General features: G+C 57.8%; 27 protein-coding genes and 2 tRNA genes. 12 read left to right on the forward strand and 17 right to left on the reverse strand.

Translation table 11 applies throughout. The features are described 5' to 3' along the window. Window positions 1–17: 17 nt before the first annotated feature. The 5 genes from PLH32_00235 to PLH32_00255 form a co-directional block, all read right to left on the reverse strand. Window positions 18–287, reverse strand: coding sequence for an HPr family phosphocarrier protein (locus PLH32_00235; GenBank protein ID HQJ63015.1), 270 nt, complete (start codon window positions 285–287; stop codon window positions 18–20). 49 nt (window positions 288–336) lie between these two features. Then, a complete protein-coding gene (locus tag PLH32_00240) occupies window positions 337–1,125 on the reverse strand; it encodes a PTS system mannose/fructose/sorbose family transporter subunit IID (GenBank protein ID HQJ63016.1) in 789 nt (262 codons plus the stop codon). Continuing rightward, complete coding sequence (locus PLH32_00245) at window positions 1,122–1,829, reverse strand: PTS sugar transporter subunit IIC (protein ID HQJ63017.1); 708 nt, start codon at window positions 1,827–1,829, stop codon at window positions 1,122–1,124. The genes PLH32_00240 and PLH32_00245 overlap by 4 nt, the downstream gene beginning before the upstream one ends. 191 nt (window positions 1,830–2,020) lie before the next feature. Further along, window positions 2,021–3,058 carry a selenide, water dikinase SelD gene (selD, locus tag PLH32_00250; protein HQJ63018.1) on the reverse strand — a complete coding sequence of 346 codons (1,038 nt, stop codon included), beginning with the start codon at window positions 3,056–3,058 and terminating at the stop codon, window positions 2,021–2,023. Between the two features lie 95 nt (window positions 3,059–3,153). Beyond that, a complete protein-coding gene (locus tag PLH32_00255) occupies window positions 3,154–4,188 on the reverse strand; it encodes a N(4)-(beta-N-acetylglucosaminyl)-L-asparaginase (protein ID HQJ63019.1) in 1,035 nt (344 codons plus the stop codon). Window positions 4,189–4,476: 288 nt separating this feature from the next. On the opposite strand from PLH32_00255, the gene PLH32_00260 reads away from it, so the two are divergent. From PLH32_00260 to PLH32_00275, 4 genes are all read left to right on the forward strand, one after another. Beyond that, a complete protein-coding gene (locus PLH32_00260; protein HQJ63020.1) occupies window positions 4,477–4,731 on the forward strand; it encodes a hypothetical protein in 255 nt (84 codons plus the stop codon). Between the two features lie 36 nt (window positions 4,732–4,767). Then, window positions 4,768–4,842 (forward strand) — tRNA-Val (locus PLH32_00265). Window positions 4,843–4,859: 17 nt separating this feature from the next. Further along, window positions 4,860–4,933 (forward strand) — tRNA-Asp (locus PLH32_00270). Window positions 4,934–5,008: 75 nt separating this feature from the next. Continuing rightward, window positions 5,009–5,545, forward strand: coding sequence for a phosphatase PAP2 family protein (locus tag PLH32_00275; GenBank protein ID HQJ63021.1), 537 nt, complete (start codon window positions 5,009–5,011; stop codon window positions 5,543–5,545). Window positions 5,546–5,597: 52 nt separating this feature from the next. Here the strand turns inward: PLH32_00275 and PLH32_00280 are convergent, their stop codons facing one another. The 3 genes from PLH32_00280 to PLH32_00290 all read right to left on the reverse strand — a co-directional run bounded on the left by PLH32_00280 (window position 5,598) and on the right by PLH32_00290 (window position 9,122). Further along, entirely contained in the window at window positions 5,598–6,320 is a 723-nt protein-coding gene (locus PLH32_00280; GenBank protein ID HQJ63022.1) for a hypothetical protein, read from the reverse strand. A gap of 13 nt (window positions 6,321–6,333) precedes the next feature. Next, a complete protein-coding gene (locus PLH32_00285; protein HQJ63023.1) occupies window positions 6,334–6,693 on the reverse strand; it encodes a hypothetical protein in 360 nt (119 codons plus the stop codon). A 74-nt stretch (window positions 6,694–6,767) separates the two neighbouring features. Further along, on the reverse strand, window positions 6,768–9,122 hold the full coding sequence (locus tag PLH32_00290) for a choice-of-anchor D domain-containing protein (protein ID HQJ63024.1): 2,355 nt from the start codon (window positions 9,120–9,122) through the stop codon (window positions 6,768–6,770). A gap of 382 nt (window positions 9,123–9,504) precedes the next feature. On the opposite strand from PLH32_00290, the gene PLH32_00295 reads away from it, so the two are divergent. From PLH32_00295 to PLH32_00305, 3 genes are all read left to right on the forward strand, one after another. Continuing rightward, window positions 9,505–11,493, forward strand: a complete 1,989-nt coding sequence (locus PLH32_00295; GenBank protein ID HQJ63025.1) for an ATP-binding protein — start codon at window positions 9,505–9,507, stop codon at window positions 11,491–11,493. Between the two features lie 21 nt (window positions 11,494–11,514). Further along, window positions 11,515–12,681: a SpoIIE family protein phosphatase gene (locus PLH32_00300; GenBank protein HQJ63026.1), complete on the forward strand. Its 1,167-nt coding sequence runs from the start codon at window positions 11,515–11,517 to the stop codon at window positions 12,679–12,681. 134 nt (window positions 12,682–12,815) lie between these two features. Then, complete coding sequence (locus tag PLH32_00305) at window positions 12,816–13,556, forward strand: ThuA domain-containing protein (protein ID HQJ63027.1); 741 nt, start codon at window positions 12,816–12,818, stop codon at window positions 13,554–13,556. Between the two features lie 367 nt (window positions 13,557–13,923). On the opposite strand, the gene PLH32_00310 is transcribed toward PLH32_00305, so the two are convergent. The 8 genes from PLH32_00310 to PLH32_00345 form a co-directional block, all read right to left on the reverse strand. After that, entirely contained in the window at window positions 13,924–14,349 is a 426-nt protein-coding gene (locus PLH32_00310; GenBank protein HQJ63028.1) for a beta-galactosidase, read from the reverse strand. A gap of 31 nt (window positions 14,350–14,380) precedes the next feature. Next, on the reverse strand, window positions 14,381–16,774 hold the full coding sequence (locus PLH32_00315; GenBank protein HQJ63029.1) for a S49 family peptidase: 2,394 nt from the start codon (window positions 16,772–16,774) through the stop codon (window positions 14,381–14,383). Window positions 16,775–16,904: 130 nt separating this feature from the next. Then, window positions 16,905–17,729 carry an amino acid racemase gene (locus tag PLH32_00320; protein ID HQJ63030.1) on the reverse strand — a complete coding sequence of 275 codons (825 nt, stop codon included), beginning with the start codon at window positions 17,727–17,729 and terminating at the stop codon, window positions 16,905–16,907. Between the two features lie 40 nt (window positions 17,730–17,769). Next, a complete protein-coding gene (locus tag PLH32_00325; GenBank protein HQJ63031.1) occupies window positions 17,770–18,039 on the reverse strand; it encodes a hypothetical protein in 270 nt (89 codons plus the stop codon). Further along, on the reverse strand, window positions 18,032–18,610 hold the full coding sequence (locus PLH32_00330; protein HQJ63032.1) for a hypothetical protein: 579 nt from the start codon (window positions 18,608–18,610) through the stop codon (window positions 18,032–18,034). The genes PLH32_00325 and PLH32_00330 overlap by 8 nt, the downstream gene beginning before the upstream one ends. 332 nt (window positions 18,611–18,942) lie before the next feature. Next, on the reverse strand, window positions 18,943–19,617 hold the full coding sequence (locus tag PLH32_00335; GenBank protein ID HQJ63033.1) for a DUF4956 domain-containing protein: 675 nt from the start codon (window positions 19,615–19,617) through the stop codon (window positions 18,943–18,945). A gap of 18 nt (window positions 19,618–19,635) precedes the next feature. Next, entirely contained in the window at window positions 19,636–20,451 is an 816-nt protein-coding gene (locus PLH32_00340; protein HQJ63034.1) for a polyphosphate polymerase domain-containing protein, read from the reverse strand. 5 nt (window positions 20,452–20,456) lie between these two features. Continuing rightward, entirely contained in the window at window positions 20,457–21,512 is a 1,056-nt protein-coding gene (locus tag PLH32_00345) for a hypothetical protein (protein HQJ63035.1), read from the reverse strand. 579 nt (window positions 21,513–22,091) lie between these two features. On the opposite strand from PLH32_00345, the gene PLH32_00350 reads away from it, so the two are divergent. From PLH32_00350 to PLH32_00365, 4 genes are all read left to right on the forward strand, one after another. Beyond that, window positions 22,092–22,472: a hypothetical protein gene (locus tag PLH32_00350; protein ID HQJ63036.1), complete on the forward strand. Its 381-nt coding sequence runs from the start codon at window positions 22,092–22,094 to the stop codon at window positions 22,470–22,472. 273 nt (window positions 22,473–22,745) lie between these two features. After that, window positions 22,746–23,279 carry a hypothetical protein gene (locus PLH32_00355; protein HQJ63037.1) on the forward strand — a complete coding sequence of 178 codons (534 nt, stop codon included), beginning with the start codon at window positions 22,746–22,748 and terminating at the stop codon, window positions 23,277–23,279. Beyond that, entirely contained in the window at window positions 23,279–23,635 is a 357-nt protein-coding gene (locus tag PLH32_00360; protein HQJ63038.1) for a cbb3-type cytochrome c oxidase subunit I, read from the forward strand. The genes PLH32_00355 and PLH32_00360 overlap by 1 nt, the downstream gene beginning before the upstream one ends. Window positions 23,636–23,707: 72 nt before the next feature. Beyond that, a complete protein-coding gene (locus tag PLH32_00365) occupies window positions 23,708–23,923 on the forward strand; it encodes a hypothetical protein (protein HQJ63039.1) in 216 nt (71 codons plus the stop codon). A 170-nt stretch (window positions 23,924–24,093) separates the two neighbouring features. Here the strand turns inward: PLH32_00365 and PLH32_00370 are convergent, their stop codons facing one another. Further along, window positions 24,094–24,654, reverse strand: coding sequence for a hypothetical protein (locus PLH32_00370; protein ID HQJ63040.1), 561 nt, complete (start codon window positions 24,652–24,654; stop codon window positions 24,094–24,096). A 530-nt stretch (window positions 24,655–25,184) separates the two neighbouring features. Here PLH32_00370 and kdpF point away from each other — a divergent pair. Next, the gene (gene kdpF / locus PLH32_00375) at window positions 25,185–25,274 is read left to right on the forward strand and encodes a K(+)-transporting ATPase subunit F (protein HQJ63041.1); all 90 of its coding nucleotides are present in this window, start codon (window positions 25,185–25,187) and stop codon (window positions 25,272–25,274) included. The last annotated feature ends 1 nt before the right edge of the window (window position 25,275 follow it).

Raw genomic sequence — 25,275 nt, forward strand, 5'->3', positions numbered from 1 at the left:
AAGCCCGTTAAAAGAACCTACTCTTCATCGAAATGCCGTTTGTCAATCAACTCCTCGATCGCTGCCAGGGCGGAGAATTCATCCTCACCGTCGATCCGGATCATGATCTCGCTGCCATGGCCGGCCTCGAGCATCAGCACGCCCATGATACTCTTGGCGTTGATTTCCGTCTTGTTACGCGAAATATAGATGGCCGACTTGAAATGAGAAGCCACCTTGACCAGCTGACCCGCAGGCCGGGCATGAATACCCAGTTTGTTCTTGATCGTAAAACGCTTTTCAATCATCGGTTTCTTGCTCAATCTCTCTTCATGTCGCGTGGTCCCATAGCGAATCTCAGGAAGCGCTCCAGGCCAGCGAGATGAGCAGGCCCAGAAGCGCGGCTCCCAAAAGGGTTAAATGCCGGGATTTGTTAAATCGTAGCGCAACCAGGGTCAGCAGCAGCGCCGCAATAAAAATTGTCGCCGGAAGCATCCCCGCCTCATAGCCGGAAGCCGCCGGCACATGCCCCCCCAGCGCGCTCCAGCGCACCGCGGCAACCAGACACGCCCCCGCCACCGCTGAACCCACCAGTCCAACCCCATCGAACCATTTCTGGTAGCGGCGCACCGAGAGTTCGGAGACGATATCGAACCCCTTGCGATAGCCCTCCCGCAGACCGTAAATGCGCACCAGGAGATGGGGGATATTGTAAACAACCAGAAAGACCGGGATGGCGATCCAGCCGGCCGTCAAGGCGAGAAAAACACCCAGCCCCGCGGCCGCCGGCTTGAGGCCGTTCCAGAACAGCCGGTCGCCGATTGCACCGAGCGGCCCGACCAGCCGCTCCTTGAAAATCTCTATGGGTCGGGATTCCCCCCATTTCTTGCGGTGCGCCTCCTCCTCCAGCTTGGCCACCGCACCCAGGCACCAGCTGGCGAAATAAGGATGACTGTTGAAAAAATCAAGATGACGCCGCAGGCACTCTTCCCGCTGCTTGCGGGTCTTATAGATGCGCTTGATGAAGGGGATTGCTGAAAATCCGAATCCCAGCCCCAGCATCGACATATGATTCCACGATCCCTGGACGATGAAGCAACGCCAGAACATGTTCCAGAGATCTAACGCGCGCATCCTTGATTTCATCGGCCGCCTCCCCCCTGCGCAGCTAGAAGCACCCAGAGCATCAGCCCCAGCCCCGCTCCCGCCGCCAGATGCCACCAGTTCCGGCGGCTGTAAAAATGGTGCAGCAGAACGGCGCAGCCCGTGCCCAGGAAAACATATAGGATGCTTTGCATGTGCCGGTCGAGGCTGACCGGGATCAGAGGGGCGGCCCGCTGAAACAGGTACCCGAAACCGGCCAAAGCCGCAAAGGTCAACAGCCCCCCCGCAATGAACATGCACAGGATCGCAAAGAGATGATGCCGTGTGACCGCCCCGGGGGTGATCTGCTTGAGCGCCATCAGCCGGGCATAAATCCGGGTATTGACGCGACGCATCAGCTCTACGATCTGCCCGCCGGCCTTGCTCATGGCTAGCCCGGTGAGGGCGGCCAGAAAAAGCGCCAGCTCAGGACGGCCGGTGGTCCGGTCCAGCAGCACCGCCAGTCCGGCGGCAATGGTCGCACCCACATTGCCTTCGTTAAAAAACGCTCCACCCACCGGCAATTCATCCAGGTAGAGCAGCTCGAAGATCAGACCAATCAGAAAGCCGGCGGGGAATCCCCCGAGCAGGAATCCGGCGACCGAGCAAGCAACCAGGGGGCGGGATATGAGTATCTGCAGGGCCGCGGTGGTATCCAAAGCGACAACGCCGCCCCATACGCTGACCACGGCAAGATCCTGCCACATAGGCTGTTTTCCGGTTGTTAATAGATATAATAAAAAAAATTATACACATTTTTGCCCAGAAATACAACAAAAAATGCTGGCGGAAAGGAGGCGGGTTAGCAAGGTGGCTGTTGAGATCAGGCCGGGGATGAAGGCCTTGACCTATCCCCTGAAGCGGCTGCCACGGACAAGGGATAAAGGACCTTGATTTGCTATACAACCTCGATCCGGCCGGGATGGTCGCTGATCACCTCGCCGATCACGGCCATCCGGAGCCCCTCCTCACGCCCCGCGCGCACCAGCTCGAACGCCTTTTCCTCAACGACAGCGATCAGCAGTCCCCCGGAGGTCTGCGGGTCGCATAGCAGCAGCCGTTGCTCCGGCGAGATCCGATCGTGGAAATCGACCTGCGGCTGAATATGGAGCAGGTTGGCGCGGGTTCCCCCGGGCACGAACCCTGCGGCGGTAGTGGCCACCGCCGCGGCGAAAACGGGCACCGCCTCATTACGCAGCACCAGCCCGGCGCCGCTGGCCTCGGCCATCTCCAGGGCATGTCCGAGCAGGCCGAAACCGGTGATGTCGGTCACCGCGTCCACGCCGATGCGCTGACAGACCTCGGCAGCCGCTCGGTTGAGGGTGGCCATCGAACGGCACACCTCCGCCTCCATCTCCGGTGTCCCCTGGCCAGCCTTGAGGGCGGTGGTGATCGTCCCCGTGCCGATCGGCTTGGTCAGCACCAGCACGCCGCCGGGGCGCGCGCCGGCGTTGGTCAGTAGTTGCCCGGGATGGATCAGTCCAGTCACCGCCAGCCCGTATTTTAATTCCTGATCGCTGACGGTGTGGCCGCCGAGGATCGGGGTATGGGCCTCAGCGGCCTTCTCCTGTCCCCCCTGCAGAATGGCCGCCAGCACCTCCAGGGGAAAGAGCTCTTTGGGGAAGCCGACGATATTAAGGGCGCAGAAGGGCTTGCCGCCCATGGCATAGACATCGCTGAGGGCGTTGGCCGCCGCGATCTGGCCGTAGGTATAGGGATCGTCGACGATCGGGGTGATAAAATCGACGGTCTGCACCAGGGCCAGCTCATCGCTGAGGCGGATTACTCCCGCGTCGTCGGCGGTATTGAAGCCGACGAGAACCCGGGGATCGTTGAGTTTAGGCAGCTTTTCCAAAGCTGCGGCCAATTCACTTGGCGCGAGCTTGGAGGCTCACCCGGCGCACTTGACTGTCTCGGTCAGTCGTTTGCGGGGCATGTCGTTCACGTACTGTTGCTCCATTGTGGTTCATTGGGAAAATGCCCGGCTCGTTCCGCGCTCCTGCGGACCGTGTTCAGGCGGGTTCCGGCGCCTCAAGGCGCCAGCTGGATGGCGCCCTGCAGCGCCTGAAAACCGGTGTCGCTGATGCAGGAGAGATGCGTCCCTACGCCGCCCTTGAGTTGGGCGCAGCCGGTCTCGCCCCGCTTGTTGACGGCGATGAATTTGACATTGAAATCAGCCTTGCCGCCGTTGACCTCGATGATGCGACGGCAGGCCGCCTCGCAGGCCGCCTGCGGCGAGAGTCCCCGGGCCATTTGGGCGACCGTATAGAAACTGCCGCAGGTACGGATCACCTCCTCACCGCGGCCGGTGGCGCCTGCCGCGCCGGTTTCATTGTCGAGGTACAGTCCTGCGCCGATGATCGGCGAATCCCCGACCCGGCCGGGGATTTTGAAGGCCAACCCGCTGGTGGTGGTGATGCCGAAGAGATCGCCGCGATCATCGAGGCCAAGCACATTGATGGTACCGGTCGGCCGGTAAATCTTTTTTTCGCCCGGCTCCAGCCAGTCATCCGTCTGCGAAAGACTGGCTTTCCATTTGAGCCAGGCCAGGCGGGAGGCCTCGGTCAGCAGGTTCTCCTCGCGGAAACCGAAGCGCAGGGCGAATTGTTTGGCCCCCTCACCGACGAGAAGGATATGATCGGTGCGCTCCATCACCAGGCGCGCCACCGAGCTGGGGGTCTTGATGTTCTGCAGCCCCGCCACGGCACCGCACTGGTGGAAGGGACCGGCCATGACACAGGCGTCGAGCTCAACCACGCCCGCCTCATTGGGCAAGCCGCCGTAGCCGACCGACTGATCTTCGGGATCGAGCTCGACGATGTTGGCACCTCTCTCGACGGCATCCAGCATATTCCGTTTTTCCAGCCAGGTCTGCCAGGCCTGCGTGAGGACCTTACGCCCCCAGCTCTCTCCGCGGCTGCAGAGGATTACCGGCCGGTGGACAACCGCTGCAGAGGCGGGCTTATCCTGCGGTCCTGGCGCGGCGGAGGCGGAATGGCTCAGGGCCGTCGCGGCCCCGAGCGCGCCGAGGCGGACGAAATCTCGGCGCGTCAACTCGCTGCTCATGGGAACCTCCCTGGGAACAGATTCGCTGCCCTATGGGTACAAGATCTTGTTTTACAGTTTACGCATTTATTACGGCAAATGCAACAAGCCAAAAATTCCCAGGATGCTTCGCTCAGCGGGTTTCTGGCACCTATCCGCCGCCTTGCGCCGCGGTCTTTCCTGCTGCCCACCCGCCGCCTTGCGCCGCATGCTTTACCAGCTGCATCCTATGTGGACTCCGCTTTTTCAGGATGTCAAGGCTAAAAATTCCCTTGACTAAAACTATTAATTTCTGTATATTTTTGGGCTATGAAAACTGCGAAGACCAAATTACAAGGCAAAACCCAGAAACCGGCGCAGGAACTTTTCGGATTCAGCCGCACCAATTACCTGCTTTTTTTTGCCGGGCTGGTGGTGATCATTCTGGGCTATTTTGCCATGGCGCAGCCGCCGGTGAATGGTTTCATGACCCTGACGTTGGCGCCGGTTCTGCTGATCATCGGGTACTGTGTTCTGGTCCCTTGGGCCCTTTTCTGGAAGCCGAAGCCGCGGAAAAATTCATAGCGAGGGCAAGAAGATTCGGCCGTGGAGCCCATTCCTGGGCGGTTAGCTCAGCCGGTTTAGAGCGCCTGCCTTACAAGCAGGAGGTCACTGGTTCGAATCCAGTACTGCCCACAGCAGCTTTAAAGATTGGGGTCGTGGTGCAGCTGGTTAGCACACTGGCCTGTCAAGCCAGAGGTCGCGGGTTCGAGCCCCGTCGGCCCCGCAAGCAAAGCCCTCACATGGCGTGAGGGCTTTTTTTTGTCCCGTCGTAACGACTGCAAGCGAAAGGAGGCTGACCGTGACGCGACATGCCACCCTCTGGCTTCTACTGATCTCTTTTCTTCTGGTCAGTCCCGCGGCTGTAGAGGCCAAAGAGGCTGTACAGACGGCCGGTGATGTCCTGCTCGTCGCCCTGCCGGCCACAGCTGCCGGCATGACCTGGTACCATCACGATTGCGAGGGCGTGATGCAGTTGGCCCGGGTCTCCTCCCTGACACTCGGTGTCACCACCGCCCTCAAGTACCTCATCAACGAAAAAAGGCCCGACGGCGGCAAATACGGCTTCCCTTCCGGGCACGCCTCGGTCACCTTTTGCGCTGCCGAATTTATCCGCAAGCGTTATGGTTGGCGCCCCGGTCTGCCGGCTTATGCCGCAGCCCTCTTCACCGCTTGGAGCCGCGTCGAATCGCGCAGACATTACACCCATGACGTCCTCGCCGGTGCCGCCCTGGGCGCCGGCAGCAGTTATCTTTTCACCCGGCCCGCCAAGGGCGTCCACCTTCAGCTCGGTGCCGGCGGAAGAGGCTACAACATCCGGCTGAGCTGCGTCTGGTGACCAGTGGCAGAGGGGGAGCGGTGTCTGATGGCGATGCCGGATGGCGCTGGTATCAGGAGGTTCTCTTCCTGCCGGCCCGTCGGCCGGAGAGGAGGGCGAGACCGACGCCCACCAGGCAAAGGAGCATCCCGGCAGCCAGCAGCAACCAGGAGTAATGCACGCCGGAATAGCCTTGCGCCAGGATATGCGTGGAATCCCGGACGAAGGAGGCGTACCAGAGGGCAAAGCCGAGGCCGTGCAAAAGCAGGACCGGCCAGGTGAGGCGCAGGGGCAGACCCGAGTACTCCCGCGCGAGTACCAGGGTACAGGCGAAGATGAAATAGGCGCTGATGAGCACCGGGGCGAGCACCGGGCCGAACCAGGGTTTGGGGATAAGAAAGAGGCAGTCCCATTCTAGCAGCGAGGCGGGCCAGCCCGCAAAGCCGTAGAGGCCGAGGTAGTAGAGGATATCCCAGATTCCAAACATCAGGAAAAAGTAGGCCAGGCGGGAGCGCCAACGGGTCCCGGCCAGCCAGGCGACGGCCAGAAGCATGACCAGGGTGCAAAGCTCGCGGACAGGTTCGATGACGGTGCGGCCGATTACCGCGGCGGCGTTGCTGAGATCGCTGCCCGCCGGATCGATCAGCCGCCGCAGATAGACCACACAGACGGCCTCCAGCACCCCCATGGCGATCGCATAGAGGGCGGCCCAGAAGAGACGCTGCCAGCGCTGCATGGAGAAGGGGAGGGGCTCTCTTCCGTTAACCCGCCCCGGGTCTGATCTTTCATACACCATGGCCGCGATCCTGTTACCAGTGTGGCAGACCATACACGATATCGGCATGGCCCTGAACGATCTCGATCCCCCGCGTGCCCACCCAGCGGATATGCACAGGGTTTCTTCTGATCCGCTTGATGATCAGAAATTCAATCGACCAGGGATTGATGTCGATGTTCTTCAGATCGTTGACCTCCTCTTCAGATATCCTGGCCCACCAGACGCAGTACTCATCGTAAATATCCAGGCCCAACCCCAGATAGGGAGCCCCGCAGGTCTCGCAGCGGTCGATGAACACGTCCTCATGGCCGGTATCATAGAGCATTTCCCGCCCTGCGAACGGCACTTCAGCGAAGCTGCCGGCTATTGCGGTGCAGAACGAACAGCTCATCCTCTTCTCACGTTGGTCAAACTTCTTGCAGCATCCGGCGGAGCTGGAACGAACCGGAGTCTATTTGCAGCCGGTCACCGGATCAGCAGCATTTTGGTGTTCGCCTGCCAGGTGCCCGCCTGCAGCCGGCAAACGTAAAGGCCGCTGGCCAGACCTGAAGCATTGAACCATACGGTGTGGTTGCCGGCCTGCTGCCTTTGATTCACCAGACTTCGCACCCGCTGCCCCAGGGCATCGAAAATCTCCAGTGTCACCTCGGTCTCCGCCGGCAGGGTATAACGGATCAGCGTGGCCGGGTTGAAGGGATTGGGATAGTTCTGCTCAAGCCGGAAAGCGCTCACCTCCCCGCTGGTGCGATCTTCAACCGCCGAGCCGACATCCGCCCAGGCACCGACAACATCGGTGATTTTCAGATCGGCATCACCCGCGTCTTGGATGCGGTTGCTGATCTCTTCACCTCCCGGACCCTTTTCGACCTTGTCCCAGCCGCCGCGGGTGTATTTATACTCCAGAGTCTGGTTTTTAGCAAAGGGCAGAACGATTTGCCAATGGTAGTCGCTGGTCTGGGTCATCAGCAGGTCATGCTGCTGGCCGTCGGTGCCCGCCTGTGCCGGACCCGGGTCCCACGCATTGAAATTCCCGGCAAGGTAGATCGCATCACCGGCGGGCGTGCTGACCGGCGTCGTCACGCTGAAGGTGATCAGACGACCGGTCTCCCCGCCACCTGTCCCTGTCAGGGTGATGATCAGAGGACTTTCATCGGGATCGTTGCTGGTGAAACTCAGCTCGGCTTTTTTCGAGCCCGCGCTCAGCGGGGCGAACCGGATGGTGACCGGGCGGGAATCACCCGGGCGCAGGGCGAAGCCGGGTACATCTCCGGCGAGGTGAAATTCCCCAGCATCAGGGCCGGTGAGACGGGGAGCCTTGACGGTCAGTCGCGCTGTGCCGGTGTTGGAGAGTATGATGGTTTTCTCCGGCCACTGCCCAACGCTGACGATGCCAAAGCTGAGGGCAGCGGCATTGCAGGCGATGTCGGGTGCCCCACCAGGCGCGATCGGCTCCACCTCATCGATATAAAGACCGCCCGGCAGATACTCTCCACTAGTTGTTCCCAATAGAACGATCATAAACTTATGAATAATATAGTTGGTGGGCAGCCCCGCTTTGCCGGCCCAAATAAAAGTCAGATCATTCCACTCGGCGAGATCATCTGAAGGATCATCGTGGATCAGGGTATCGGCGCGTTCCATTGGCATTTGGAAGTAGTGCAGCGCATCCTGATCGTAGCCAACCAGATGAATCATCGCGGTCAGGACAACCCCGGAACCCGCCATGCTCTCTGCGATCTTGACGCTGACACCCGCCGCATTCTGCCACGCGCTGGAGTAGGCCAGCTCGGGTGAATATTCCGCAATCGCCCATAGCTTCCATTCTGAATTGTCTATGCCAAGACCTCCCGGCGTACTGAAACCCAGGGACATTTTATTATCTCCCAAAGGATCCTTTCCGGGCGCGTTGGGGTAATTGACTTCATCGCTCAGTCCGAAGGCAAAATTGGACTTAACAGCGCTGCCATTATAGAGAAAAACCTTGCTGTGGCTCCATCCCTGCGTCGTGCCATCGTTGAAATCGAATGGGCCACCGGTCCATTCGCGGGTGGATTGGGCGAGCCAGTCAAAGATATTATAGGTGAGAAGCTTGTTGTCATAATTCAGATGATAGTCGTTATCACAAAAATTGACATCTCCGGCCACTACCACCCGGCCGGCGCCGGCTTCGGCTACCGCGACTGCAAGATGGTTGTAGCGGCCGAAAATGACGGCACGGGCGGGGTCGGTCACACCGAGATCTCCCCAGGCCTGCCAGTGAAGTCTGGTCAGCCCACCGCACAGGTAGTGGTCCGAAAAACCGGTAATCGAATACTCGTCCTGCCATGAAACACCCAGGGTCACTCCAAATGCTTCAGCGATCCTCCTCAGATTGCCATTGGGACAATGCAGGGGATTATCGCCCATGAGCAGCAGCCCGCCGCCGTTTCGCACAAAGGCAACAACCTTGTCCCGCTCCGCTTCGGTGTAGGAGCCTTCCCAGGCTGAACCCAAGGAGATGACTAGGATTTTGTAGGCGTTAAGGTCGGCGGATGCAATGTTGGTGGTGGTGACTACCGAATAGCCCCGACCGTGCAAAGAATCGCAGATCATGCTGTATCGGCGTTCCGGCTGATAGTCCAGATAGACTCCATGCGTCAGGTCCCAAAGAACATTTCCGGCCGTGACCGACTGGCGCGCTAGAGCAACAGGCCTCCTTCCGGCCGCCGCTTTGCCAGTGGTGAAATCGATTGCATCCCCGTCCTCCCGTGCGATCAACGGAGCCGCCAGCATCGTGGCCAAAACGATCATCCTAATGCATAACCCCTTGGTTTTTTCCATACGGACCTCCTCTTTTATTTCAATATACACCAAGGACCGGCAACTGTCAAGTCAATTGGCAAAAAGAGACGAATTATAGTATTATCTTATCATCAGCAAAAGGGATAATCGCTGGTTTCCGAAAATGGCGTCTGGCGCACCCACGTTAGCCGCAGCCCCAAGAGGAATGCCCGGCATAAAATTATTGGATTATGGCTTGATTTCGGTCGCGTCATTTGTTATTTTATAAATAACAGGATGAGGCAGGAGAGAGAATCATCTTCCTGCGGGAGGTGACATCGCGGAGAAGCTGGCGGATGGGCGACATAGCCTTTCAGACAAGTCGCAGGAAGGGGGACCGATCATGGCATCCGGATCAAGGCCTTCTCTCGCACGGAGAGGATTGAGCAAAGCAGCAGCCGCTTTCCGGCTCTCACCTGAGGACAAGGAGCTCACCCGGACGGTCATCGACCTGGAGAACATCCGCCGCGTCTTTTACCTTTCCCTCCTGGCCATCCCTACCAGCGCCAGCTATTTAATTTTCTTTTTCGTCAAGTCGGCCGGCGAGACCGGCGTGACCTATCAGTGGCGGCATGCGATCTGGATCTGTCAAGCCATCCTGCTGGTCAGCTTTGTCATCATCAACCTCGTCATCTACTTCTTCGCCTACAAGCCCGGAAAAAACAGCCGGCTGGCGCTGGTTTGCATCCACTTCACCGCGGTGATCCTTCTGCTGGAGGGTGTGGCCCTGGCGGCGGCCGACCAACTGGTCACCGACAACATCACTGCTTACTTGATCACCTGTCTCATAACCGGCCTCGTCCTTTTGACGCCGCCGCGCTTTGCGCTGCTCTATTATCTCATCTCCTTCACGGTCTTTTATTTTGCCATCTCCCTGACCCAGAAAAATCCCGCAATCCTGATCTCCAACCAGATCAATGGCATCACCGCAGCCGCGCTCGGCCTCTGCCTTTCCATCATTCTGTGGCGCGGTTACCTCATCCGGGTTCGACAAAGCCGGGTGATCGAGAAGCAGAACAGTGAACTGAAAACCGCGCTCGATCAGGTCCATTCGCAAAAGGAGGATGTGGAGCAGCTCAGCCGGATCGGCCGGGACATCACCTCTTCGTTGTCGATCGAAAACATCATCCATACCCTTTACGAGAATGTCCATACCCTGATGGATGCCTCCGTTTTCACCATCGGGCTGCACCATCCCGCCAAGGGTGTGCTCGAATTCCCCGCCACCATTGAAGACAACCGGACGTTGGAGCCCTTCTCTGTGGCGCTGTCGGACGAAACGCATCTGGCGGTGCGCTGTTTCAACCGGCATCGGGAAATCGTCATCAACGACTGCAGCGCCGAATGCGGCGAAGATCGGGGCGTCCTTACCTCCACCCTGCACGGAGATCCCCCCCTCTCGCTCCTCTACCTTCCCCTCTGGAACAAGGGCAAGGCCATTGGCGTGATTTCAGCGCAAAGCCGCGTCGGCCATGCCTATACCGACTATCACGTCAATATGCTGCGCAACCTGGCCGTCTACAGCGCCATCGCCCTCGACAATGCCGAGGCCTATCACCGGCTTGCGGCCCTGCTCGAGGAGCTCAAGGCCACACAGGAAAAGCTCGTCACCCAATCCAAGCTCGCTGCCCTCGGCGCCCTCACCGCCGGCATTGCGCACGAGATCAAGAATCCCCTCAATTTCGTCAACAATTTCGCCCAGCTCTCCCGCAATCTGGTGCAGGAGTTGCGCGATGAGTTGAGCCGCGAGCCGCAAGACCCGTCGGCCATCGCTGAAATCCTCACCATGCTGGAGCAGAACGCCGCTAGGATCGAGGAGCACGGCAAGCGGGCCGATAGCATCGTCAAGAGCATGCTGCAACACTCCCGCGGCCGGTCGGACGAACGCCAGCTCACCGATATCAACGCCATGCTGGCCGAGGACATCAATCTGGCCTATCATGGCATGCGCGCTCAGGACAATACCTTCAACCTCACTATCGAGACCGATTTCGATCCTGAGGTCGGCAAAATCAACATCGTGCCCCAGGATGTCAGCCGCGTCTTTCTCAACATCATCACCAACGGCTGTTACGAGGTGCATCGCAAGAAGCTAAAACAGAACGGGGATTTCAGGCCCACCCTCACCGTGAAAAGCCGCAGCCGAGGCGACTGGATCGAGATCCGCATCCGCGACAATGGCGACGGGATACCCGCCGCGGTCCGGGAGAAGCTCTTCACCCCCTTTTTTACCACCAAGCCGCCTGGTAAGGGCACAGGCCTTGGACTGTCGATCAGCTACGATCTAATCGTGCATCAGCACGGCGGACAGCTCTTCTTCGAAAGCGAGGAAGGCCGGTTTGCGGAATTCATCATCCGCCTGCCCAGATAATTCCATACTCGGGAGTGTGAAATGACTGCAACCATCCTGGTTGTGGATGACGAGCCTGATCTTGAGCAGCTCATCCTACAAAGATTCAGGAAGCAGATTCGCGAGGGCATCTTTACCTTCCGCTTCGCAGGCAACGGGGAGGAAGCCCTGGGCCTGCTGGCGGAGGATGAGACTATCGATCTGGTTCTGACCGACATTAACATGCCCGGGATGGATGGTCTGACCTTGCTGACCCGCATCAAGGAGCAGGAAAAGCCCACCCTGCGCTCGGTCATCGTCTCGGCCTACGGGGACATCGACAACATCCGCATCGCGATGAACCGCGGCGCCTTCGATTTCATCATCAAACCTATCGATTTCAACGACCTTGAGATCACGATCAACAAGTCGCTCAACGACCTGAGGCTGTTCAAGGAGGCGATGCAGTCGCGCGATCAGCTGCTGTTCATCCAGCACGAACTCGAAATCGCCACCGAGATCCAAACCTCGATCCTACCCAAGACCTTCCCCCCCTTTCCGGACCGCAAGGAGTTCGATCTCTACGCCCGCATGATCCCGGCGCGGCAGGTAGGCGGCGACCTCTACGATTTTTTCCTCATCGACAAATCCCGGGTTGGCCTCATCATCGGCGACGTCTCCGGCAAGGGCATCCCGGCAGCGATGTTCATGGCCGTCAGCAAGACCCTGCTCAAGGCCACCGCCCTGAAAGGGATTCCTCCGGACACCTGCCTGGAGAGCGTCAACAACATTCTCGTGGATGAGAGCCTGGCCTCGATGTTTGTCACGGTTTTTTACGGCATCTTTGACAGCCGCAATGGTTCTTTTGAATACTGCAACGGCGGCCACACCCTCCCCTATCTCATCACCCGGGAGGGCCGGATCCAGCCGCTCGACAATCGCGGCGGGATTATGCTGGGCTGCCTGAAAAACCGCGATTATGAATCCAATGTGATCTCACTGGCGCCGGGAGATACCCTCTTTCTCTACACCGACGGCATCACCGAGGCGACCAACACCGGAGAGGCGATGTTCGGCGAGCAACGGGTTGAAGAATCCCTGCAGCGCCATCGGGGAGAAGCCGTGCAGCGGCTGACGGAGGGAGTGATCGGGGATGTGCAGGCTTTCGCCGGGGCGCAGGAGCAGTCGGACGACATGACCTGCGTGGCGCTGCGCTATTTCGGCAGATAACCGGTGGGTGGGGAAAGCAAGCTTGACTGGCACGATATAAATCAGCATAATGAGGGGAGATTGTCTCATGCCGGCCGTTTCTGCTCCGGCCCTCCGCCGGTCCCGTTCACCCTACTCAACCGGAGAACACGTCCATGAAGAACCTCCTTTACTTTGCGCTCCTATCGTTTTGCTGCACGCCCACCGCCCACTTCGAACCGCGCCAAATTCTGATCATCACCGGCGGCCACGATTTCGAACACGCAGCTTTCTTCAGGATGTTCGATGAATTCGGTGACATCATCTGGAAGGAAAAAATCCATCCGCTCGAACAGGGGGTCTTTTCCGCCGGCGAGCAGCCCTTTGAGGTCGTGCTCTTTTATGATATGCCGGATTCCATCAGTGCTGCGGTGCAGGAGGAGTTGACGCAGCTGCTGCAGCGGGGGACCGGTGTGGTTTTCCTCCATCATGCGCTGTGCGCCAATCCCGGTTGGCCGGAGTATGAGAGGATGGTAGGGGGAAAATATCTGCCGGCGGCGGTGGAACGTGCGGGCCGGATGCTGCCTGCCTCCACCTATCGAGAGGATGTCGAGGTCAAAGTGGAGATCGCCGATCGCCGTCATCCGGTCACTCGGGGCCTCGGCGATTTCATCCTACATGATGAGGTCTATGGCGGATTCATCACCCGGCCAGATATTCATCCGCTGCTGCGCACCAATCATCCGGAGAGCAGTCCGGTTATCGGTTGGGCGCACACCTATGGCCGCTCCCGTATCGTTTATCTGCAGCCGGGCCATGATCATCGGGCCTTTGAAGATCCCCGGTTTCGCCGGCTGCTGCGCAACGCCATCGAGTGGGTCAGCGACACGGGGTCGCTGGATGTCAATCCCGGGTGAATCTTCAGGGATGGCAGCCAGAAACGAGAGGGGAAAACCGCCCTGCAACCACAGTTTGTTGAGATCAGAAGGGGCAATCTCCCCCAGAAAAAAGCCGCCCAATTCCAGATAGCTGATACATCCGGCCACTGTCTAGGAACACTGAGCGATCAAATCACATGAAGCGCTCCCCTGGATCAGATAGCGACGGGCCATACCTGGATATTTCGTCAAGGTTAACCGAAATTTCAAGGTATTATTTGGAGGGTATTGATGATCGCGGAATCTCCTTTATATCCTGCGGAATCCGGTGAAACAGGCTGATTGCAATATCGCGGCGTCCTGTGAGAGCTTCCGGATGAGGGAGTAGTGTACTCAACAGCTCTGACTATCGCGTATAAAGCTGAACGCGCAAAAACAGTGGGACTCGAGAAAACCAGTCTCCAGTCGGTCTGATCCCCGTTGAGGATGCGGTCAGCCTTGAATTCACCCTCGCGGTATCGGCCCTCCTCGACTTGCAGATGACGCGGGCCAGCCGGTTGAAACGGCCGAAGGTGATATCCACATCCCAGACGGCGAACCAGAGCAGAACGAGTCTCAGACCGTGCTCGCGCGCCTCGGTGATGAAAGTGTCAATGACATCATAAGTATACTGGCCGGGTCGAGGCTCAAACTGCTCCCAATAGACTGGAATTTCGAGGGTGTTGACGTCGAGCTCCGCCATCGCCGTCCAGACCTGCGGCAGGATAGCCGGCCAGGCAGTGGAGTTGTGGCATAGGGCGCCAAGAATCAAAAAAGGTTCGCCGTCGACCAACAGGGCGAGACCAAGAGGGTCAAAGGCACCCTCACTGGATGATATAATCCGGCGGCAGCAGCGGCAGCGGCTCCCCCGGATGACCGGCGATGGTTTTGAGGTACTCCCATTCGGGATTCTCCGCAGATGAGGGTGACGTCTTTGCCCGGACACCGGAAAAGAAAGAGGAGAATTCGAACAGGGCGGGTCTTGGATACTCGATAAGGTCAATCTCGCGTCCGGCCGGGATCCCGGCTGCCTCTTTGGCCAGCGCGATCGCCTCTTCCATCCCGCCGATGACATCCACCAAGCCGAGCTTTTGTGCAGCAAGCCCGCTCCAGACCCTCCCCTGGGCGATCTGGCCCACTGAATCGGCGCTCAGGGCACGGCCCGCAGCGACCTTACCGACAAAACCGCTGTACATTGACCGAATCAACTGCTCCATCCGGGTACGCTCGTCCGCGGTGAGGTTCCGATCCGGCACCTCCAAGCCCACCAGAGGTAGCTGGATGCCAAATCCCAGATCCGCGTGATCTCCCACCTGCACGTGATCAGTCCTGAGCCCAAGTTTATCACCCAGCCCCTTGTTCCAGACCCAGCCGCCGATGACGCCGATAGAACCGGTAACGGTGAAGGGAGCGGAAACGACCGTGTCGGCGTACATCGAGAGCCAGTAGCCGCCCGAAGCGGCGACGCTGCCCTGCGTGACGATGACCGGTTTCTTCTCGCTGCATTTTTTCATCGCCTCGGCGACCAGGTCCGAGGCCAGACCGTCGCCGCCCGGCGAGTCGACGCGCAAGATTACCGCCTTGATGCTTCGGTCTTTGGTGAGGTCTGTAAAGATCTTTTCAAGTTTCCGCGCCTTGATGCCGCTCTCGAGATCGCAGACGCCGACAGCGTAGACCAGGGCCATTTTCGGCCGCGCGCCCCATTCCAGTCGGGGCATCGTCTGCTTCGCCAGCTTCCTTCCCGAAATAAAAGGCTTCTTGCCCTTTTCCAGCGCCGCCACGATCTTGTCGGCATCGATCCAGCGGCTGAGGGTGTCGACCAGCCCGTGTTTGAGGGCATCGCTGCCATTAAAAACCACGGTGCTGTCAATCAAAGCGTCAAACTGCGCGGGGGTCATGCGGCGCGCGCTGCAGATATCCTCGCGGACTACGGCGTAGCGATCATCAAGCAGGGCTTGGCGCTGCTCGCGGTCCGCATCCGACATGCTGTCGCGGGAGAGGGATTCATTCGCCGATTTGTACTTGAAGAAGCGCCATTCGTCGAATCCCAGCCCCAGCTTCTCGAGCATCTCCTTCTGAAAGGTCCGGCCCATGATATAGCCCGGCAGCTGCAGCATGCCCTCGGGATCAAGGACGACGCAGTCGGCTATGCTGGCGAGGTGATACTCGGTCATGCCGCCGCGTTCGAGAAATACGATAATATGCTTTTCCGCCTGCCGTACTGCTTTCAGTTTTTCGCGGAGTTCCCAGACCATCTCCGGTCCGGCCGCCAGGCCGGAGAGGTTCAGCGCGACGCCGGCGACCGCGGGATCGTCGATGACGCCCTGGAGATCGTCGAGCAGGCCGCTGAGCGAGCGGGATTCGTCGTCGAACCAGCGGAATTTCTGGTAGCGGATCCCGCCCCGCAGCGTTTGGGTATAATAGCAGGAATTCTTGCGCGCGACGATGCTCTCCCTTCTTCCGCCAAGGCGGAGCCCGTAGTAGGTAGGCCCGGACTCCTCGTCCCGGCCGGACATGCTCTGGGCGGCGACGCCGGCCGAACCCAGGCTGAAGGACAAGCCGGCGCTCCATGTTTTCGTGTCAAAGCGGCGGGCGGTGAGATGGAGGCCGGGCAGGAGTTTAACTACGGCGCCGGCGCTCCAGGAGGAATTCTTCAGATTCTCCCTGGCGTCGGCGGCACAATCGCCGAAGAGTGTGAGACGGTCGGTCCCCAGCGGTCGGAGAGCGAGTTCGAAAAGGCCTTCGCGCTCCGGGTGGTTTTGCGAAAAGAGGCCGCTGAGACCGATGGAGACCATGCGGGAAGGCCGGATCAGCGAACCGATCGTCACCAGGGTGTGATTCACCGGAGCCCCCTTGGTCCAGCCATAGCCAACCCCCAGCGAGAAGCCCTCATCCCCACCGGCGAGGGAGAAGCGGTACTCATCCGTCTCCCCCTGACGAATCCAGCCGAACCCGGCATTGCGGGCGCCGGTCAAGAGGCCCCAGTGGCGGTTTGCGTTCCAGTCACCGGCATCGGTCCCGAAACCGAGCCGAAGTTCTGGCAGGGTGAGAGTACCGAGGGTTGCAGGATTGACGAACCCCAACAGGCCATCATCGAAAGCGCTGGGTGCGGCCAGCAGAAAACCGGCGCGCTGATCATAGCGGGGTAGGGTGGATTGCGCAGCCGCCGGCATGACCAGGAACAACAGCAGAATCAGCAAAATGAACAGTTTTCGCATGGATCCTCCTTTGGCAGGATGCAACAACAGACGCCAGCCTTCCGGATCCTGAAGGCGATCCCGAGGCTGATCCCACGCCCGCCATACGCCCCGTTCTTTTTCAATGCTAATGGCGTGTTCCCCCCCAATGCTACTTTATCTCCATCCTCAGGAACTCCTGATAACGCGCGATGGCCCGGTCTGCCAGGACCCGGGTGGCGCTCACCACCGGCACGCCGGAGCGTTTGGGATTGAAGGCCAGCGGGATCTCGGTGCACCCCAGCACCACCACCTCCGCGCCGTCATGCTCCAGCTCCTTGCCGGCGAGGCAGAGCCACTCCTCGGCCTGCTGTTTGTCGCCGTGCGCCTTGATCAGGTAGACGGCCTTCATGACATAGTTCTCCAGGATATTTTTCGTTGGCACCACGACCTCGATGCCCCGCGCGGCGAACTCTTTCTCATAGAGGCCAGTCGAAATAGTACCCGAGGTCGCCAGCAGCCCGACCTTTTTCGCCTGCGGATATCGCGTCTTCACCTCCTCTGCCGTCTCTCGGATCATATGGATGATGGGAATTTTGACAGATCCCTGCATCTGATCGTAATAGTAGTGAACGGTGTTGCAGGGAATCGCGATATAGGAAGCGCCCGCTTTTTCCAGCCGGGTCACGCCTTCCTTGAGGAAGGGGAGGATCGAAGGATCACCGCTGAGGATGGCGGTGGTGCGGTCCGGCACCTGTGGTAGGCTGTAGATCAGGGTGGGGATATGCTCCTGGTCTCTGGTTGCCGGGGTGCGTTCGACAACAAGCTGATAGAGGTTCGCCGTGGCCTCCGGTCCCATGCCCCCGAAGATGCCGAGGATGACCGTTGGCCGCGGTAAGACCGCCCCTCCCCGCCCCGTTTTCAAAACCGGGGCGCAGCCGATCAGCAAGCCAAGGATAAGAAGGGGATAGAACCAGACGACTGCACGTTGACGCATGAGGCATTCCTCCTATTGGGAACGGCAGTTCAGGATCTGGTTACGGGCGTGCAGCTGTTCTCCGCGTTGCTCCGAGGATGAGAAGGCCGGTCAGGCCAGCGCAAATCGAGCCGGCCAGGATGCCGATCTTGCAACTGTTCACGAGGCCGGGCACCCTCAGGCCGATTTTAGTGTGACAGAACAGCAGATAGGTGCCACCCCATGAGATACTGGCCATGGCGATCGAAACGGCTGTGAAGAGAATCAGAATGATGCTCGAAGCCTGTTCGCTTGCAAAGAACTCGCTGAGGGGTCTGCTCGCCCTATTCATATAGTATCCGGATCCCCTCCGCTATGGCGGAAGAGTGGCTGAGCAGCTTTTGGCGCAGATCGATCAGGAGGTCGATCGGGCCGCTGAAGCTTCCCGATGCGGAATAGAGATACTCATGGAGCGGGGCATAAAGCTCGATACCCCTGGCACCCTGGTTCACTTTTTCCTCTTCCTTCCAGCCTTCGACTTGCAGGGTATCGGGGCGGTTGCGGATGATCTCTTTCAGAGCCTGGGCATCTTCGCGTGAGGCATCCTTGATCTTGAGGTAAAATTGTGCCGATTTCACCGTCCTGGCTCCGGAGAATTTTCCAGACCATCCGAGGTGGCTAACCGCGACAGCATCGGCTTTAAGGCATTCCCAAAAGGGCACCTCGATGAGAACCTTCGCATGCTCTTCGCCGATCCCCGCCAGCTCTTTCAACTTTTCCCCCAACGACTCGCCGGTAATGCCGGCCTCGCCATGCAGAAAAAACCGGTACACCTTGCCGCTGCCGGCAAGCCAGCCCTGCAGGAAGCCTCTGATGAATCGGTCATCCCCTGCAAATACGGTCTCCACAAATTGATTGGCCATTTGCTTCTCCTCTGCTGGTATAAGTGGGCCACTCTGTATGATAGCAATTTTTCCCATGGTATTCAATTCTTTTCTGTGGGACAATGCGGTCCGGGCTGGTCATTGGATGGCGCAGTCACTCTGGAGCCAAACGATGCAGACACCTAAGGAGGGATACATCTTGCGGATTTTTCCGGGCGAGAACAACAAATACGGCAAGCAGCCGCTCTATGAAAGGGTCGTCCTAAAGGCCCGGGACATGGATAGGACGGGGGCGATAGCGCTGCATGGCATCATGGAATTCGGCTCGAAAACCCGGACGATGCTTTGGATAGAGAGAACGGAGCTAGATATCAAATCGCTTCCTCATCATAAAAGAGGTTGACTCGCAGCATGCCGGTCAGTTTTTTCAGATTATTCACCAGCTCATAATGTTGTTGTTCGTTGCGCAAGTCAACGTAGTATGAAATCTCGTAGAGGCTCTCCTCCTCTTCCGTTTTGACGTTGATCAATTTGTAGGTGCGGCAGTACTCTTTCAGGATGGCTTCGTAGGGCACCGCGTCGGGCCTGTCGCCGAGCAGGGAAAACTGGAGCAGAAATTTCCGCCCCATCGGCAGGACTGCCGTGCTTTTAGCCATAATGATCATAACCAGGCCGATTAACATGGTGGCGCCGAGGGCCAGTTTATGCATGCTGACTCCAGCCGCCATGCCGATGGCCAGGCTGAAGAAGATAAAAACGATATCTGCAGTATCCTTGACTGCGGTGCGAAAGCGGATGATCGACATTGCTCCGACCAGGCCGAAGGCCCGGGCGAGGTTGTTGCCGATGACCATGATAACGACAGCAGTGATCATCGCGAGGTAGATCAGCGCGTGCACAAAACTGATAGCGAAACCCGGTCCCCGGTAGGTGAGGCGGTATATCCATGAGATTGAGAGCCCGCACACCAGGGCAAAGAGCAAATTGATGGTCACCTGTTCAAAGGTGATGCCGGTGGTCAAGATTGTGCTGAATTCCTGCAACATGATTTTTTGTTCATCCTCCTAAATCGTGCCGGTCTCCTGATTCCGATGGGGCCTTGGTTCGATCCCTCCCCAGGCGGGCAGAAGGGATACATAATCGCGGCGATGCCGTCCGTGACGGAGAAACCAGGCTCGCTCCAGCGATAAGGCATACTTTGAGACCGCCTGACGCTGCAGATTGAATTCCGAAATGACATCGATCAGCCACTCGGGCAGACTGTCATCAAATTTCAGTTCGAAAACGAAATGGTTGCGGAAGAGTGGCGTGAGCGATTTTTCATCGAACAGAAGTCGCGGATCTTGTGTCAGACGAAAACCGATATGCTTGTCGAAAGTCAAGCGAATGCGGCGGTCGAAGGTTGCGAAATAGGCCTCCCTTTCATAGGTGATCAGAATTGCAGGACTCATGCCCTTGGCGATGAGCTGATAGAAAAAAAGTCGCGCATCTTCTTTGCCCTGCTCGAAGGAGCGCCGCACGCAGACATGGCGTTCCACATCGCGGTCGCGTAGCAAGTCTGACAGCTCCGACCAAAGCACCGGTGCCCTGTTCTTGCGGATGAAAGGACCGTGTTTGCGTTTGAGCTCGAGAAAAACGCTACTCTCCGGTTCCGGCTGGTTATAACCCCGGATGCGCACCTTAACACGGCGTTCGATCCCGGCCAGCTTTTCCTCATAGCTTCGATAGCCGGTGTTCTCATAATAAATACTGCGGACGATGTACTGATGGTCCGGCCGCCGCCCGGCAAACTTGTCCTCCTGGACAAATGGTCCGATCCGCCTCCGCAAGGCATCGATCCTGCTGAAGGGCACCATATACTTGAACTCGTAACGAAACATGCTGTCTATTCCATAAATCTTTGTAAAAAAGCCAATTTCGAAACAGATTTGCACGCTATTTCGGTCGGGACGAAGAGGCCAGAAACCAGGCCGGTCGGGTGCTCCAAACGCGCCACGACCCAAAAGACCTGCTCGCCATTGAGCAGCTCGAGCATGGGGTTGATAAAAACCACAGGACCGCTGCCGCTGATGCGGCCGTCAGCAGCACGAATAGTCACCACCTCGCCTCCTGAAAGAAGAGAACGATCGCGGGCACGCACCGGCAATGTGAGAACGTAGGAGCCCGTTTCCGCGATGGCGAGCAGGGTATCGGAGGCAAAATGCTGGATCCTGGTCCCGGTGATAGGGGATCGCACGACATAACCCTCAGCTTTTTTCTGCAGGGCAGCCAGTTCCTTCTCCAGACGGAGGATCTGGGCCTCCATCGCAGCAATTTCTTCCTTTTTAGCTCCGGACTGCAGGCTGGCTAACCGGGATCGGGCGATGGCAAGATTTGCTTCAAAAGCTTGTTGGGTGGTCAGCGCAAGTTCATAGTCCTGGTACGAGACCAGGTGTTTGGCAAGGAGTTCCGCCAGACGCTCCGCAATCCGTTTTTTCTCTTGCGCCATCACCGCTGCCTGTTCGATCTGATGACGAGCTTCCTCGATCAGGGGGAGTTTCTCACCCGTGGAGAGGGCCAACAGAGAACTCCTCGCTGCCACCAGAGAGCCCTGCAAGGCCGCAGATGCCTGCATCAGGTCCGCTGAATGTAGGAGGGCGATCGTATCCCCTTCAGTGACCTGTGCCGAGCCAAACACCCCCGGCAGGAACTGGAATTCTGCCGCATCGCCACGCAGCATCTGGGTAACGGTCACTCTCTCCAATGTTGCTGTCTCATGATTCCAGAGATGGGTCGAAATCTGACCATCTTGAGCGCGCACAACCAGCCATTCCCGGCGAGGCTGGACCTTGCCGACCGTTTTTAGCGTGCAGGGAATACGGAATGGGAGCAGCAAAACCAGCAGCAAGGCGGCGACCACAGCCAGCCAGCGTAGTGTTGATGTAGGGGTCAGTTTCTTCACGTGATCTATCCAAAGAGAATAGTACAATACGATTTGATCTCTTGCTGAACGGGGCAGAATTCTCCTACCCGGCTAATCGGTAAAGCAAGGTATTTCTGCAATCTCTCTGATCCTGCGATGATTCAGCTCGGCTGAATTGAACCGGGCTCAGTGTGAGACAGATTTTTAGGCATCAAACAGGATGGAAAATGATGGGGCAAAGATTTCTCTGTTCTGGTAATTTACGCGGCTGAGAACACAATCTGGATACTTTTCGCCGGGCGCCGTCCGCCCCGCGGAATTTGGCCTATCCCGAACCTAACCATTTATAATTAAAATTAATATAGAAATAACGCCAGAGGAATGCAAGCCAAAATAAACAATAGCCCCTCTTTTTAAAAATCTGATGATATGGAGCGGGACGTGATCCACCGGCAGCGGAACCAACCGGGTCCGTCAAGATTGTCGAGTCCGCCGCCAGGATCGAGAGCTTTATCAGGTACATCGACTGGCTGATCAGAGTGGAAACTGTGTTTATTGCAGCGCACGCGTGCTCGACCATTCGATTCAATCCCCAACCCTTTAGCAAAAGGAAGGACTATGGGTGACATATGCGTAGTATTGCTGGGCCAGACCATCGCCTGCACCTGTTATGTTCTGGCGATCCTGGCGCTGATGGCATGGTTCTCCTGGAAGGTAACCCGGCAAGGCAGTACAGCTGTCGAACCCGGACTTTTTTATGCCTTCGTCGGCCTTCTGGTTGTCATTGGTGTCTCTCTGCACATCCTCATCCATGAGACCATCCCCTGGAAGACCATGGACCTCAACCGGGCGGAGATCAAGGCCGACCGGGAGTATGTCATCCATGTCGTCGATCACCGGTTCGTCCTCCCCTCCGGGAAGCTGGTCATTAAAATAGACCAAAAGGCCCGCTTCGTGGTGGTCGAGGGCATGATCATCCGGATCTTTGAGGTCTCGTAGATCCCCGCGATCACCCAAACCCAGTTTTATACCATCATGACCGCCCATCCCCTAGCGGGCATCTTCGGTTCCACCTATTCGATTGACTTCTAGCCTTTCTTTTTCTCGTCCTCCTCCTGATGAAAAAAGCATTGTGGAGCATCAAGACAGGGCTTTGGACTTTGGCTGATCATCATCGGGACCTCCCTCTTCTGGTTCGCCGGGTTTGTCTCGCACTATTCGCCGCTCTATCCCCTTTATTGGCCCCTGCCCGCCGATTTCACCCAGTTCAGCGTGGTCGGCGGCACCTTTTTCATCCTCGGTATTGCGCTGGTGATGGTCGGCACTCTGCTCTGGGTGGTCAACATCTTCAAGACGATCACCTACACGCCGGCGGGATGGGAAAAACAGCAGGCGTGGCCGCTGTTGAAATCGGCCCTCGGCCTCACCGGACTCCGCAATCTCTTCTCTAAGAAGAAAAAAGAGCTTCTGGTCCCCCTGCCGGTTGCGGCGGTGGCCCGTGGCACGGTGGACACGGCGTTCAATGCCCTGGTGCTCACCTTTACGGGGGTGCTGATCCTTGTCTATATGGTCGCCGCCCTGCTCGGCTATGATCTCAAGCACTCGGCCATCGATGCCGTGCTCTACAAGAACTGGTACTGGTGGGGACTGGACCTGATCGCCGACGGCCTGGTGCTGATCTTCGTCGCTGCCACCTGGTATCTGCTGGCGACGATGATCACCGGCAAAAAGCTCTTCATGGAGAACATCGCCCGCGCCGCTCTGTCGAAATGGTGGTCTCTTGGACCGTCTGGTCGCACCACCTGATGTCCGATCAGGCACAGCCGGGCATTCTCAAGATCCTCTCCGGCGAGATGGTCACGGCCTTCGAACTGATCACCCAGAGACTGGCCTTCGCCATCACGCTGATCACCCTCTGGAGCGCACGGCCGCTCAAGATGATCAATCCGCTCAAATTCCTGCTCGGCGGTCTGCTCGGTTTCGCCCTAACCGTGCCGGCGGGGATCATGCAGGCGGACCTCGGGCTGAACCGCATCCTCCATAACACCCAGTGGGTGGTTGGCCCGCACGTCCACGTCGCCTTACTCGTCGGACTGCCCATGACCCCCTACTCGGCCATCTATCTGCTGCTGCCGATACTGACCAACGGCGCCAAACTCTAGAACCAAAAGCTCGCCAATTTCCACTTCTGGGCGCACCTGATCGGCGGTATCGGCATGGGGGCGTTCATGGGTATGGCCGGTCTGCATGGCATGCTGCTCAGAACCCTCTATTTCAACGGCGAGTTCAACCTCTACATGATCCTCGCCGCCCTCTGCGGGGCGCTGCTGCTGCTCGCCTTCCTCGCCATCTTCCTTAACATTGTCATGACCGTCGGTGTTCAAGGAGTGATCGGTATCTTTTTGCCCACGAAAACGAAAACCAAGGTGCTGCTGCCAGCGGAGAAGTAAACCGGTCCGCTCTTTACTGCTCAGAGTAAAAAGCCGGTCCCGGGAGATCTCCCGGGACCGGCTTTTTTTATCTCTGCTGATGAAGAAAATCGAGTCCCCTGTATGAGCAGCAGTCTCATACCGGATCGGCTAATCCTGGCGCAGGACCGCAACGGCAGGATGGCCGGGGCTTATCGGCACTTGGCCCAATCGTTGAGAACGTGGTACGATTCACTGAAGACATAATACCGGTCCAGGACCGGATCGTAGCCGATACACAGGTCGACGCGGATCGTCTGATGAACCGTAATGTTGGGCATCTTTCCCTTGCCAATGAAGTTCAGGGTATACACCCAGTCGTCATGAAAACAGAAAGCGTCACCGGAAGGCGGCAAGTCGTAATTCTTGTCCAGTTCAATGCCGATGAAACGATAGAGATTTCCGGTTGTCAGCCCTTGGGCTGATGCGCCCTGGGTGGTCGTGTGGCTCTGGATATGCATCACGCCGTCTTTGTCGACCCTGGCTTGAATAAAGGTATGTACATCGCCAAAAATGTGAAACAGCTCGCCGGCACCGCCATTGGCACATTCGATCCAGAGCGGATAGTCCGCATTATCGAATGTCTGGTGAATTTCATGCAGCCATTTGGGCGAAGCAGCCAAAACCGTATGGGGATGGGTCCCCAGTGTCACGCAGAATAAGGCCAGCACCAGCAAGGTAATGGCCATCAGAGATCGCATCATGAGACGCATAGAGCCTCCACACTTGTGTAAATCCCATCATAATTCTGTAAAGACCATCAAAATTCCGGATCTGTCCGCTTTTCCCGCCGTCCAGGGAGCTATTCCACTGCAGCCCCTCTTTCGCAAAGGGAGCACTATGGCAACACCCCGCGAAGGGGCCCTGTCTGCATTCCTCCCAAGTTTGGTTTTACTAACGGCAAAGGCATGCCTGGGCGCGGGAACTCACCAGAATATCAGGAAGTGACGCATAGGAAGGTAATGAGAAGATAGGAGCCGGCTGGCCGGTCGCTGGAAGGGGGTTCCCCATTTTCAATATATCCGGCTCAAGGCAAAATGTCAAGCAAAATCATTCTAATATTCGTTAATTTGTTTAGAATGACCCGCGCTTCCTTGAGGACCGCGATACCCCAGAAATGTGAAGCAATCCGAAGACGAAAACCTGTCAGCCTCTTTATCTTTTCTTTAGGTTCTCCCGCCTCTTTGCCCATGGATCCTTTATTATCTTTCCGCTACATTATAGGCAAGATAAGGAGAATCTCATGAAAATCGACTGGATATTCGCCCTGCTGATGGTGATCTTTTTGATCGGCTATCTGGTTTATGCTATGCTCTTTCCAGAAAAATTCTGAG

The sequence above is a fragment of the bacterium genome (genome assembly GCA_035419245.1).
GTDB lineage: Bacteria > Zhuqueibacterota > Zhuqueibacteria > Residuimicrobiales > Residuimicrobiaceae > JAKPUX01.